Raw genomic sequence first — 12,921 nt, 5'->3', positions numbered from 1 at the left:
CCCGCCCCCGCACCCGGCTCCCGCAGCCGTCCGAGCCCCCAGCCGCCGGGGGCTTCCCCCAGGCCCCGGCCCCGCTCAGTCCGCCCCCGCCGCGAAGTGGCCGATGAGCAGCTTCAGCCGGCGTTCGTGGGCCTCCTCCGGCAGGCGTCCGCTGCGCATCAGGGTGACCAGGCCGTGCAGTCCCGCCCAGTACGTCTCCGTGAGGATCCCGGGCTCGTCGCCCGGGGCGGCGACCGGTGCGACCGCCGCGGACAGTTCGTCGAAGCACTCCCACAGGACCGCCGGGGCCTCGGTGGTGGCGAACGGCAGGGCCACGGTGTGCGTGAACATCGCGTCGTAGAGCGCGGGCCGCCGCCGCGCGAACGCGGTGTAGACCTCGCCCACCGCCGCGAGCCCCGCCCGCACGCCCGACGCGTCCGCGCGCGCCGCCCGCAGCTGCGCCGCCAGCTCCGCGAAGCCCTCCAGCGCGACCGCCGCCATGATCGCGTCCTTGCCCTTGAAGTGGCTGTAGAGGACGGGCTGGCTGTACTCGATCTCGGCCGCGAGGCGCCGTGTCGTCACCGCGTCCCAGCCCTCGGTCTCCGCCAGCTCCCGTGCGGCCGTGACGATCAGCCGCTCACGCTCCGCTCGTTCGCGCTCCCGGCGCGTCTGGATCGACATGAAAGGAACTCTAGCACCGCTAGCAGTTCTGTCGATGCTCTGCTAGCGTCGCTCATGTTCCTAGCGATGCTAGACAACATGAGGGGGAGACTCATGACCGTCACCGCGTACACCCTGGCCGTCGTGCTCAACGTGTTCTGCCTGTTCCTCGGGTACCGGTTCCTGTTCCAGCCCGCCGCCGCGGCCGCCGGCTACGGCGCCCCGGCCGATCCCGCGGGCGACGCCGGCGCCTACCTCACGATCAAGGGCCTCAGGGACGGCACCTTCGGCGTCGTCGGCCTCGTCCTGCTCGCCTTCGCCGGCGCCACCGCCGAGGCCTGGTTCCTGCTCGCCGTCGCGCTCGTGCCGCTCGGTGACACCCTGATCGTCCTGCGGCACGGCGGCGCCAGGGCCGTGGCCTTCGGAATCCACTTCGCCACCGCCGTCGTCGTGCTCATCGGCGCCGCACTGCTCTTCGCCGTCTGAGTCTTCGCCGTCCGAGTCACACCTCACCCACCGGAGGGGACACGCCATGTCGCTGTTCGTGCCGAAGTTCGACGAGACCGTCATCGTCCGGGACGCCGACGCCGAGGTGATCGGGGACGCGCCCGTCGCCGTCAAGCTGCTCGCCGACAGCAGCGCCTCAGGCGGCGCCCTGTCGACCGTACGCGTCACGCTCGGGGAGGGGGCCGACGGCGCCCGCCCCCATCTGCACCGCAACTCCGCGGAGATGTTCTTCCTGCTCGACGGCGAGGCCAGGGTCCTGTCCGGCGACGAGATCGTCACCGCCGAACGCGGCGACCTCGTCATCGTCCCGCCCCACCGCGCGCACGCCTTCGCCGCCGCCCCCGGCAGTCGCGCCGATCTGCTGATCGTGATCGCGCCGGGCGTCGAGCGCTTCGAGTACTTCCGTCACCTGCGGCGCGTCCGCCTCGGCGAAGTCACCCCCGAGAGCCTCCTGGAGGTGCAGGAGCTGTACGACAACCACTTCCTGCGCAGCGACGTCTGGGACGGCCGCGAGGGCTGAGACGAAGGACGCCCCGGCAAACCGTTTCACGGCCACGGCCCCCCGACCCCTAGGATTGGCCCCACACCACATTCACTCACCCCAGAGGAACGCTGCATGCCTGGCATTACGCGCGAGGAGGTCGCCCACCTCGCCCGGCTGGCGCGTCTGGAGCTGAAGCCCGAAGAGCTCGACCACTTCGCGGGACAGCTGGACGACATCATCGGCGCGGTCGCCCGCGTCAGCGAGGTCGCCGACCAAGACGTACCGCCGACCTCGCACCCGCTCCCGCTGACCAACGTCATGCGGGCGGACGAGGTCCGTCCGTCGCTCACCCCCGAGCAGGCGCTCTCCGGCGCCCCGGCCCAGGAGCAGCAGCGTTTCAAGGTGCCGCAGATCCTGGGGGAGGACTAACCGCCATGACGGACAACGTCAACATCATCAAGCTGACCGCTGCAGAGACCGCCGCGAGGATCGCCGCCGGTGAGCTCACGGCCGTGCAGGTCACCGAGGCCCACCTCGCCCGCATCGAGGCCGTCGACGAGAAGGTGCACGCCTTCCTGTACGTCGACCGCGAGGGCGCGCTGGCCCAGGCCCGCGCCGTCGACGCCAAGCGCGCCAGGGGCGAGAAGCTCGGCCCGCTGGCCGGCGTGCCGCTCGCGCTCAAGGACATCTTCACCACCGAGGGCGTACCCACGACCGTCGGTTCGAAGATCCTCGAGGGCTGGATCCCGCCGTACGACGCGACCCTCACCAAGCGTCTGAAGGCCGCCGACGTCGTCATCCTCGGCAAGACCAACATGGACGAGTTCGCCATGGGGTCGTCGACGGAGAACAGCGCCTACGGCCCGACCGGCAACCCCTGGGACCTCACCAAGATCCCCGGCGGCTCCGGCGGCGGGTCGAGCGCGGCCCTCGCCTCCTTCCAGGCGCCCCTGGCCATCGGCACCGACACCGGCGGCTCCATCCGCCAGCCGGCCTCCGTCACCGGCACGGTCGGCGTGAAGCCGACGTACGGGGCCGTCTCCCGCTACGGCATGGTCGCCTTCTCGTCCTCCCTCGACCAGGGCGGTCCCTGCGCCCGTACGGTCCTGGACGCGGCGCTGCTGCACGAGGTCATCGCCGGGCACGACCCGCTCGACTCCACCTCGATCGACGCCCCGGTCCCGCCGGTCGTCGAGGCCGCCCGCAACGGCAGCGTCGCCGGGATGCGCGTCGGTGTCGTGAAGCAGTTCCGCGGCGAGGGCTACCAGGCCGGCGTCATCCAGAGGTTCGACGAGTCCGTCGCGCTGCTGAAGGAACTGGGCGCGGAGATCGTCGAGCTGGACTGCCCGTCCTTCGACCTCGCCCTGTCGGCGTACTACCTGATCGCGCCGTCCGAGTGCTCCTCCAACCTGGCCCGCTTCGACGGCCTGCGCTACGGCGTGCGGACCGGCGACGACGGCACCCGCTCGGCGGAGGAGGTCACCTCCCTCACCCGTGAGGCGGGCTTCGGCCCCGAGGTGAAGCGCCGCATCATGCTGGGCACCTACGCCCTGTCGAGCGGCTACTACGACGCCTACTACGGCTCCGCCCAGAAGGTCCGCACGCTCATCACGCGCGACTTCGAGAAGGCCTTCGAGCAGGTCGACGTGATCGTCTCGCCGACGACCCCGACCACCGCCTTCGCGATCGGCGAGCGTGCCGACGACCCGATGGCGATGTACCTGGCCGACCTGTGCACCATCCCGACCAACCTGGCGGGCAACGCGGCCATGTCGCTGCCCTGCGGTCTCGCCCCGGAGGACAACCTCCCGGTCGGCCTCCAGATCATCGCCCCGGCGCTGAAGGACGACCGCCTCTACAAGGTCGGCGCCGCCGTCGAGGCCGCCTTCGTGGAAAGGTGGGGTCACCCGCTCCTCGAGGAGGCTCCGTCGCTGTGAGTGCACTGAACAAGGCCAAGGGCTTCAAGAAGTCCAAGTCCGGTACGTACCTGTCCATCGCCACCACGGCGTTCGGCGTGATCGGTGTCGCCAAGCGGGTGAAGAAGGCCCGCGCCGAGAACGACACGCTCGTGCTGGTCGACGCCGTCGTGTCCGCCGCCGCCATCGTCACCGGCCTCGCCATCCTGTACCGCGAGCTGAAGCGGCTGGGCGACGACGACGTCCTGCTGGGCTGAGAGGGAAGTTTCACCGTGACCACCACGACCGACCTGGAGTCGTACGAGGACGCGCTGGCGTCGTACGACCCCGTCATGGGCCTCGAGGTCCATGTCGAACTCGGCACCAAGACCAAGATGTTCTGCGGCTGCTCGACCGAACTCGGTCAGGACGCCAACACGCAGACCTGCCCCACCTGCCTCGGCCTGCCCGGCGCGCTCCCGGTCGTCAACGCGATCGGCATCGAGTCGGCGATCAAGATCGGTCTCGCGCTGAACTGCGAGATCGCCGAGTGGTGCCGCTTCGCCCGGAAGAACTACTTCTATCCGGACATGCCGAAGAACTTCCAGACCTCCCAGTACGACGAGCCGATCGCCTTCGACGGCTACCTCGACGTGCAGCTGGAGGACGGCGAGACCTTCCGCGTGCAGATCGAGCGCGCCCACATGGAGGAGGACACCGGCAAGTCGACGCACGTCGGCGGCGCCACCGGCCGTATCCACGGCGCGTCCCACTCGCTGCTGGACTACAACCGGGCCGGCATCCCGCTGATCGAGATCGTCACCAAGCCGATCGAGGGCGCGGGCGCGCGTGCCCCCGAGGTCGCGCGGGCGTACGTCCGTGAGCTGCGCGAGCTGATCAAGGCGCTCGGCGTCTCCGAGGCCCGGATGGAGATGGGCCAGATGCGCTGCGACGTGAACCTGTCGCTGCGCCCGCACGGCCGCGAGAAGTTCGGCACCCGGAGCGAGACCAAGAACGTCAACTCCCTCCGCTCCGTGGAGCGCGCGGCCCGTTTCGAGATCCAGCGGCACGCCGCGGTCCTGAACGCCGGCGGCACGATCATCCAGGAGACCCGCCACTTCCACGAGGACACCGGGTCCACGACCTCGGGCCGCGTCAAGGAGGAGGCCGAGGACTACCGGTACTTCCCCGAGCCGGACCTCGTGCCGGTGGCCCCGTCCCGCGCGTGGGTCGAGGAGATCCGGGCGGCCCTGCCCGAGCTGCCGCTCGCCCGCCGGACCCGCCTGCTCGCCGAGTGGGGCATCTCCACCACCGACATGCAGGCGATCCTCAACGCCGGCGCGCTGGACCTGATCGTCGCCACGATCGACGCCGGTGCCGACGCGGCCTCCGCCCGCAAGTGGTGGATGGGCGAACTGGCCCGCAGCGCCAACGAGTCGGGCGCCCCGCTCGACGAACTGGCCATCACGCCCGAGCAGGTGGCCCGGGTGACCGCCCTGGTCTCCTCCGGCGACCTGAACGACAAGCTGGCCCGTCAGGTCATCGAGGGCGTCCTCGCGGGTGAGGGCACCCCCGACGAGGTCGTCGACAAGCGCGGGCTGAAGGTCGTCTCCGACGACTCCGCGCTCGGCACGGCGGTCGACGAGGCCATCGCCGGCAACCCGGGCATCGCCGACAAGATCCGCGGCGGCAAGGTGGCCGCGGCCGGGGCCCTGGTCGGCGCCGTGATGAAGGCCACGCGCGGCCAGGCCGACGCGGGCCGCGTCAAGGAGCTCATCCTGGAGAAGCTGGGGGTCAGCGAGGGCTGACCTCGGCAGGACCGACAGGAGGGGGTGCGCCCGATACCGGCGCACCCCCTCTCGGTCTCAAAGCCGAAGGCGCTACGCTCGCCCGCCATGAGTGCACGAACCGACTCAGACGCCCAGGACGACATAGACGACGAGGACGAGGAGTACGGCCCCGACGACGCCCGCCGAGCCCGCTGGACGGCGACCGGCACCGGCGCCCTGCTCACCCTCGCCGGTCTCGCGGCCTCCCTGCTGCGCCTCACCGGCTCCGCGCCGGTCCTCGTCCCGGTGGCCTACGCCCTCGGCGCGGTCGTCTGCGCCCTCGCCGCGTTCCTCGGCTCCCGGGGCCGTACCCGGCGCGCCCTGTGGCTGCTCATCGCCGGGGTGATGGTGATGGCGTTCGGCGACCAGGCCGACTGACGTGCCCTGACACGGCGGTCGTTATTGTCCTGTGATCTGCCTCCCAATCATGTGAAAAGGCACACGAACGCCTCAAACGATCTCACTCGCCTGTAAGAGTGGCCTCGCATTGCTCATAAGTTCTTTGCGGGCTTTTCAGTTCAGACACGACTGTTCCCGGTCAAAGATCCACAATTCGTCCCCCCGGGAGCACGTCAGTGGCAGCTCTTGCACGATGGTGTGTACGCAACCGCCTGTTCGCGGTGCTGCTCTGGCTCCTCGCCCTCGTGGGCACCGCCACCGCAGCCGTCGCCACCGGCACCGCGTACTCCAACGACTACGACGTCCCCGGCACCGAGTCCGGCCGGGCCACCCAGCTCCTCACCGAGGGCTTCCCCGGGCTCGGCGGCGACAGCGACACCGTCGTCTGGCACACCACCTCCGCCACCGTCCGCGCCGCCGACGTCGAACAGACCATGACCCGCGCCCTGGAACGGATCGGCGACCTGCCCGGTGTGGCCTCCGTGGCCGGCCCCTACGACGACCAGGGCGCCGCGCAGATCAGCGACGACGGACACACCGCCTACGCCACCGTGACCTTCGAGGACCGCGCCGAGGACATCGACCGGGGTGAGGCCCGGGCCGTGGTCGACGTCGCCAAGGGCGCCGAGTCCGACGGACTGGAGGTGGAGCTCGGCGGCAGCGCGATCGCCCTCACCGAACCCTCCGGCGGACATCTCGCCGAGATCGTCGGCGTGGTCGTCGCCGCGGTCGTGCTCTTCCTCGCCTTCGGTTCGCTCGCCGCCTCGATCCTGCCCATCGCCACCGCCCTGGTGAGCGTCGGCACCGCCTACGCGGGGATCTCGCTCCTCGGGCACGCCATGACGGTCGCCGACTTCGCGCCCATGCTCGGCATGCTCGTCGGGCTCGGCGTCGGCATCGACTACGCGCTGTTCATCGTCACCCGGCACCGGCGCGGACTGAAACGCGGGCTCACGGTCACCGAGGCCGCCACCGACGCCGTGGCGACCACCGGACGCGCGGTGGTCTTCGCGGGCGCCACGGTCTGCATAGCCCTGCTCGGGATGCTGATCCTGCGCCTGAACTTCCTCAACGGCGTCGCGATAGCCGCGTCCCTCACCGTCGTCCTCACCGTCGCCGCCTCCGTGACCCTGCTGCCCGCCCTGCTGTCCTTCATCGGACCGCGCGCCCTCAACCGCCGCGAACGGCGCCGGCTCGCCGAGCACGGGCCCCAGCCGGAACTGCCGACCGGCCTCGCCGCCCGCTGGTCGGCGTTCGTGGAACGCCACCCCAAGCTGCTCGGCACCCTCGCCCTCGTGGTGATCGCCGTCCTCGCCCTGCCGACGTTCTCGCTCCGCCTGGGCACCTCCGACCAGGGCAACGACCCGCAGACGGCCACCACCCGCCAGGCCTACGACCTCCTCGCCGAAGGCTTCGGCCCGGGCGTCAACGGCCCGCTGACCCTGGTGACGCACGTCGACGGCGCCGAGGACCGGCTCGCCCTCGACAACCTCGACGCCACCCTGCGCACCACCGAGGGCGTGGCCTCCGTGACCCCGGTGACCTTCGACTCCGCCGGGCACACCGCGTACCTCACCGTCGTACCGGAGTCCGCCCCGCAGGACCGGCACACCAGCGAACTCGTGGACCGGCTGCGCGAGCAGGTGCTGCCCCGGGCCGAGACCGGTACCTCCCTCGACATCCAGGTCGGCGGGGTGACGGCGGGCTACGACGACTTCGCCGAGGTCATCGTCGGCAAACTGCCCCTCTTCGTCGGCGTCGTCATCGGCCTGGGCTGTCTGCTGCTCCTGCTCGCCTTCCGGTCCGTGGGCATCCCGCTCAAGGCCGCCGCGATGAACGTGGCCGCCGTGGCCGCCGCCTTCGGCGTCGTCGTCGCGATCTTCCAATGGGGCTGGGGCAGCGAGCTGCTGGGGCTCGGCCGGGCCGGGCCGATCGAACCCTTCCTCCCCGTGATCATGGTGTCGGTCCTCTTCGGCCTCTCCATGGACTACCAGGTCTTCCTGGTCAGCCGGATGTACGAGGAGTGGCTGGAGACCGGCGACAACCGGCGGGCCGTCCGCGTCGGGCTCGCCGAGACCAGCCGGGTGATCAACTCCGCCGCGGTCATCATGATCTCGGTCTTCCTCGCCTTCGTCCTCAGCGGCGACCGGGTGATCGCCATGTTCGGCATCGCGCTCGCCGCCGCCGTCGCCCTGGACGCCTTCGTCCTGCGCACCCTGCTGGTGCCCGCGCTGATGCACCTGCTGGGCGGCGCCAACTGGTGGCTGCCCCGCTGGCTCGACCGGCGCCTGCCCCGGATCAGCATCGAACCGCCCGAGTGCCGCGCCGCCCATGAGAGGCTCACCGAGGTAGTGGAGGCGCTGGAGAAGGAGCGAGCACCGGATGTACGCGATATCGCTGGGTGACGACGGAGCCGAGCTGCGGCCCCTGGAGCCGTGGAACGCCGAGGAGTTCCTCGCCCACCTGGAGCGCGGCCGCGCGTTCATCAACGAGTTCATCCCGTTCGCCTCGAAGGCCGTCGACGTGACCGGCTCCCGCGAGGTCCTCCAGCGGTACGCCGACATGCGCGCCGCCGACACCGGCTCGCTGCACGGCATCTGGCAGGACGGCCGGCTGGTCGGCGGGGTGCTCTTCCTGAACTTCGACGCCGAGCAGGCCAACTGCGAGGTCGGCTGCTGGCTGGAGCCCGCCGGCACCGGCCGTGGCCTGGTCACCCGGGCCATGCGGGTGCTGATCGACTTCGCCGTCGAACAGCGCGGCATGCACCGCCTGGAGTGGGTCGCCTCGGCGGGCAACACCAACAGCCTGAACGTCGCCCGGCGACTGGGGTTCACCCGCGACGGTGTGCGCCGCGAGGCCTACCCCTATCGTGGGGTGCGGCACGACCTCGAGGTGTGGTCCGTGCTGGCCCAGGAGTGGCGTGCCGCCCGCGCGGCCGCCGCTCACAACGATCATTAAGGGACCTCTCAGAGAGCGTCCGTACGGTGCGAGGTATGGGAACCAAGACTGTTGACGAGGCCGGCGCCGAGCCCGGCACCGAGGCCACCGACACCATCGACGCCCAGGGCGACGAGAAAACGGTGGACATCACCAAGACCGACCCGCAGGACGAGCTGACGCCGGCCGGCGACGCCGAGGCCTCCGAGGACGCCGACGAACTCGTCGCCGCGCCGGCCGACGGCCCCACCGGCGTCGGCCAGGGCGCGGCCGCCGTCGTCTCCGCCGCCCTCGGCTTCCTGTCGCTCACCGGCAGCTGGATCGGCACGATCGCGGGCGCCCGCCAGACCCTCGTCGGCCAGCTGGAGACCTCCTCGTCCGCGAGCGTCGCGAACCAGATCCAGGCGGTCTACGGCGACGCCTGGCAGACCACCGCGCTGTGGGCCGGCCTGTTCGCGCTGGCCGCGCTGGTCACCGGCGTCGTCGTGCTGGCCCGCCCCGCCTTCGGCAACCCGGCCCGGCCGCAGGCCCCCTGGATCAAGTCCGTCTCCTGGGCGGGTGTCGCCCTCGGGATCATCGGCCTGCTCCTGGCCGTCCTCAAGTACACCGACGCACTGCTCGGCCTGCCGTCCGCGAGCTGAGTCACCGCAGGTCACGAGGGGTCTTAGGCCGGCCGTAAGGAACCTTACGGCCGACCTGAGGCCCCTTTGGCGCGTCTAAGGCCCCGCCCGCCGCCGAAGATGCGGAACTCTCCCGATGTGGCGGACCCCCCTGGCGGACGAAAGTGGAGTCATCGCAGCGAGCGACGACATCACCACCGACCTTCAGGGGATCACCACCATGTACGAGTACGAGCTTCACCAGGCCCGTTCCGCCGAACTGCTCCGCCGGGCCGAGCACGAGCGGCTGGCCCGCGAGGCCGTCCGCGGCCGCCGCGCCGCCCGCCGCGAGGCCACCGAGCGCACCGCGCTCCGCGAGAACGCGGGTGACGGCACCCGGGAGAGCGCCGAGAGCGAACCGCATACCCGGCGCCCCCGCCGGCTCCGGTTCCCCCGGACCGCGTGAACACCGGGGTGCGCGAGGGCGGCCGCACGGGGGTCGGCCGCCCTCCCACGACCGCGCCGCCGGCCGCCGGCCGGCCACCGGCCGCGCACGGCCCGGCGATAACGGGTGGGCCCGTCCCGCCCCCGCGTGCGATGCTCGGCCCCGTGGAGACCAGGTCCGTCAGCCCCGTCTTCGTCGGCCGCGGCGACGAGTTGGACATCCTGAACGACGCGCTCTCCCGCGCCACCGCGGGAGAGCCGCAGGCGCTGCTCATCGGCGGTGAGGCCGGCGTCGGCAAGACCCGGCTCGTCGAGGAGTTCGCCGCCGCGGCATGCCGCCGGGGCGCCGTCGTCGCGCTGGGCGGCTGTGTCGAGATCGGCGCCGACGGACTGCCCTTCGCCCCGTTCTCCACCGCCCTGCGCACCCTGCACCGCGCCCTGCCCGACGCACTGGCCGCCGCCGCGGCCGGGCAGGAGGAGGAACTCGCGCGACTGCTGCCCGAGGTGGGCGAACCCGGGGCCGGCCGCCACGACGAGGAGGGCATGGCCCGCCTCTTCGAACTCACCGCCCGCCTCCTGGAACGCGTCGCCGCCGACCGCACGGTCGTCGTCGCCCTGGAGGACCTGCACTGGGCCGACGCCTCCACCCGCCACCTGCTCTCCTACCTGCTGCGCACCCTGCGCACCGGCCGGCTCGTCGTCCTCGCCACCTTCCGCGCCGACGACATCCACCGCCGTCACCCGCTGCGCCCCCTGCTCGCCGAACTCGACCGGCTGCGCACCGTACGGCGCCTCGAACTCGCCCGCCTCACCCGCGAGGAGGTCGGCCGCCAGATCGCCGGCATCCTCGCCCGCGAACCCGACCCCGCCCAGGTCGACGACATCTTCCGGCGCTCCGACGGCAACGCCTTCTTCGTCGAGGAACTCGCCGTCGCCGCCCACGAGGGCTGCCGCACCGGTCTCACCGACTCGCTGCGCGACCTGCTGCTGGTGCGGGTGGAGGCGCTGCCCGAGGGCGCGCAGCAGGTGGCCCGGATCGTCGCCGAGGGCGGCTCCACCGTCGAGTACCGGCTGCTGGCCGCCGTCGCCGGGCTCGCCGAGGACGATCTGATCGAGGCGCTGCGGGCCGCCGTGAACGCCCACCTGCTGCTCGCCACCCCCGACGGCGACGGCTACCGCTTCCGCCACTCGCTGGTCCGCGAGGCCGTCAGCGACGATCTGCTGCCCGGCGAGCGCTCCCGCCTCAACCGCCGCTACGCCGAGGCCCTGGAGGCCGGCCCGACGCTCGTCCCCGCCGACGAGCGCGTCATGCGGCTGGCCGGCTACTGGTACGACGCCCACGAACCGGCCAAGGCGCTGCCCGCCGTGCTGGACGCCTCCGTGGTGGCGCGCGCCCGCCGTGCCTACAGCGAGCAACTGCGCTTCCTGGAACGGGCGATGGAGCTGTGGGACATCACACCCGAGGAGGTGCGGTCCCGGCTGCGCCCCGTCGACTACACCGAGGCGTACCCGCCCCCACCGTCCGAACCCCGTGGGGGGACCTCCGACGGCTCCGATGCCGCCGCCACCCCGCTGCGCTATCTCGACCTGATGGCCGAGGCCGCCGTCGCGGGCCGCTTCTGCGGGGAGCGCGAACGCGCCCTGAAGACCATCAAACGCGCGCTGCGGCTGCTGCAGGACGAGGACGACCCGGTGCGCTCCGCCTGGTTCTGGGTGCAGCGCTCCCGGCTCGTGCGCGCCCTGGGCCGCGGGAGCGGGCAGGAGGAACTGGCCCGGGCGCAGGAGCTGGTGCGGGGGCTGCCGCCCAGCGAGGTGCACGCCGAGGTCCTCACCCACGCCGCCAACTGGTGCATGGTCCACGCCCCGGGCCCCGACGTCCTCCAGGCCGCCGAGCGTGCGGTCGCCTACGCCCGGATGGTCGGCGCCCGCGAGACCGAACTCAACGCCCGCCAGATCCTCGGGGTCCTCATGGTCGACTCCGGCGACATCGAGGCCGGGCTCGCGGAGCTGCACGAGGTCAAGGACCGGGCGCTGGCCGAGGACATCCCCTCCGTCGCGGTGAACACCTATGTGAACCTCCCCTCCGAACTGGAGGCGGTCGGCCGCTCCCGGGAGGCGGTGCCGGTCCTCGAAGAGGGGATCGCCTTCGCCCGGCGCCACGGACGGCCCGACAGCGAGGCCTGGATGTGGGGCAACCTCGCGGAGTCCCTGTTCGCCGTGGGCCGCTGGGACGAGTCGGACCGGGCCCTCGTGGACCCCGGGCGGGTCGGGCTCGGCGTCGGGGCCATGGGCGTGCACGCCACCCTGCGCACGGAACTCGCCGTGGCCCGCGGTGATCTGGCCGAGGCCCATGCCCAACTGGCCGTCGCCCAGGACTGCTTCGGTTCCCACGAGCGCGCCGCCCAGCACCACCTGCCGCTGGCCCGGCACGCCATCGCCCTGGCGGTGGCCGAGGGCCGCCTCGACGACGCCCGCGCCCACCTCGAACGCGCCCTGGACGCCGGCTTCCCGCCCGCCGCCCAGCGCTACGCCTGGCCCCTGCTCACCGCGGCGACCGCCGTGACCACCGAGGACCTCCTGCCCCGGGTCCGCGACGCCGCCAAGCGGCTCGTCACCGTCGCCCCGGTCTGGCAGGCCCACGACCACTGGCTGCGCGCCGAACTACGGCGGGCCGAGGGCCGCACCGACCCGGGGGAGTGGTCCGAGGCGGTCGCCGCCTTCGAGCGCCTGGAGCGCCCCTACGATCTGGCCCGCACCCGGTACCGCCTGGCCGAGGCCCTGCTCACCCACGGCGGGGACGACGAACGCGACCGCGCCGCCGAACTGCTGCGCCTCGCGCACGCCGTCGCCGCGCATCTCGGTGCCCGGCCCCTCGCCGACGAGGTGGCGCTCCTGGCCCAGCGCGCCCGGCTGGCCCTGGCCCCCGTCGTACGCCAGCGGTCCGCCGATCCGGCCGAGGCGCTCGGGCTCACCACCCGGGAACGGGACGTGCTGCGGCTGGTCGCCGCCGGCCGCACCAACCGCCAGATCGCCGAGCGGCTCTTCATCTCTCCCAAGACGGCGAGTGTGCACGTCTCCAACATCCTGGCCAAGCTGGGGGTGTCGGGCCGCGGCGAGGCGGCCGCGGTGGCCCACCGGCTGGGGCTGTTCCCGCCGGAGACGGACGAGCGGGTACTGGCCTGAGGCGG

Annotated in this window: 13 protein-coding genes; 12 read left to right on the top strand and 1 reads right to left on the bottom strand. The window is 72.4% G+C overall.

All coding sequences use genetic code 11. The annotated features are described in order from the left end of the window. Positions 1–75: 75 nt before the first annotated feature. On the bottom strand, positions 76–660 hold the full coding sequence (locus tag IE275_RS36320) for a TetR/AcrR family transcriptional regulator (RefSeq protein WP_189716918.1): 585 nt from the start codon (positions 658–660) through the stop codon (positions 76–78). Between the two features lie 93 nt (positions 661–753). On the opposite strand from IE275_RS36320, the gene IE275_RS36315 reads away from it, so the two are divergent. The 12 genes from IE275_RS36315 to IE275_RS36260 all read left to right on the top strand — a co-directional run bounded on the left by IE275_RS36315 (position 754) and on the right by IE275_RS36260 (position 12,916). Then, positions 754–1,125 (top strand): DUF4267 domain-containing protein, encoded by a 372-nt coding sequence (locus tag IE275_RS36315; protein ID WP_189716917.1) that lies wholly within the window; start codon positions 754–756, stop codon positions 1,123–1,125. Between the two features lie 46 nt (positions 1,126–1,171). Beyond that, on the top strand, positions 1,172–1,666 hold the full coding sequence (locus IE275_RS36310; RefSeq protein WP_189716916.1) for a cupin domain-containing protein: 495 nt from the start codon (positions 1,172–1,174) through the stop codon (positions 1,664–1,666). A gap of 96 nt (positions 1,667–1,762) precedes the next feature. Then, complete coding sequence (gene gatC, locus IE275_RS36305; RefSeq protein ID WP_018531282.1) at positions 1,763–2,059, top strand: Asp-tRNA(Asn)/Glu-tRNA(Gln) amidotransferase subunit GatC; 297 nt, start codon at positions 1,763–1,765, stop codon at positions 2,057–2,059. A gap of 5 nt (positions 2,060–2,064) precedes the next feature. Further along, positions 2,065–3,567, top strand: coding sequence for an Asp-tRNA(Asn)/Glu-tRNA(Gln) amidotransferase subunit GatA (gatA, locus tag IE275_RS36300; RefSeq protein WP_189716915.1), 1,503 nt, complete (start codon positions 2,065–2,067; stop codon positions 3,565–3,567). Further along, the gene (locus IE275_RS36295) at positions 3,564–3,803 is read left to right on the top strand and encodes a hypothetical protein (protein ID WP_189716914.1); all 240 of its coding nucleotides are present in this window, start codon (positions 3,564–3,566) and stop codon (positions 3,801–3,803) included. The genes gatA and IE275_RS36295 overlap by 4 nt, the downstream gene beginning before the upstream one ends. A gap of 15 nt (positions 3,804–3,818) precedes the next feature. Further along, positions 3,819–5,333, top strand: coding sequence for an Asp-tRNA(Asn)/Glu-tRNA(Gln) amidotransferase subunit GatB (gene gatB, locus IE275_RS36290; RefSeq protein ID WP_189716913.1), 1,515 nt, complete (start codon positions 3,819–3,821; stop codon positions 5,331–5,333). Between the two features lie 87 nt (positions 5,334–5,420). Continuing rightward, positions 5,421–5,732, top strand: a complete 312-nt coding sequence (locus tag IE275_RS36285; RefSeq protein WP_189716912.1) for a hypothetical protein — start codon at positions 5,421–5,423, stop codon at positions 5,730–5,732. Positions 5,733–5,929: 197 nt separating this feature from the next. Continuing rightward, positions 5,930–8,158, top strand: a complete 2,229-nt coding sequence (locus IE275_RS36280) for an MMPL family transporter (RefSeq protein ID WP_189716911.1) — start codon at positions 5,930–5,932, stop codon at positions 8,156–8,158. Next, positions 8,136–8,711 (top strand): GNAT family N-acetyltransferase, encoded by a 576-nt coding sequence (locus IE275_RS36275; RefSeq protein ID WP_189716910.1) that lies wholly within the window; start codon positions 8,136–8,138, stop codon positions 8,709–8,711. The genes IE275_RS36280 and IE275_RS36275 overlap by 23 nt, the downstream gene beginning before the upstream one ends. Before the next feature lie 35 nt (positions 8,712–8,746). Next, positions 8,747–9,331, top strand: coding sequence for a hypothetical protein (locus tag IE275_RS36270; RefSeq protein ID WP_189716909.1), 585 nt, complete (start codon positions 8,747–8,749; stop codon positions 9,329–9,331). A gap of 199 nt (positions 9,332–9,530) precedes the next feature. After that, entirely contained in the window at positions 9,531–9,755 is a 225-nt protein-coding gene (locus IE275_RS36265) for a hypothetical protein (RefSeq protein WP_189716974.1), read from the top strand. Between the two features lie 131 nt (positions 9,756–9,886). After that, positions 9,887–12,916, top strand: coding sequence for a helix-turn-helix transcriptional regulator (locus IE275_RS36260; protein WP_189716973.1), 3,030 nt, complete (start codon positions 9,887–9,889; stop codon positions 12,914–12,916). The last annotated feature ends 5 nt before the right edge of the window (positions 12,917–12,921 follow it).

The sequence above is a fragment of the Streptomyces phaeofaciens genome (assembly GCF_014648915.1).
Lineage (GTDB): Bacteria > Actinomycetota > Actinomycetes > Streptomycetales > Streptomycetaceae > Streptomyces > Streptomyces phaeofaciens.
This window is presented reverse-complemented; position numbering and strand designations above follow the sequence as displayed.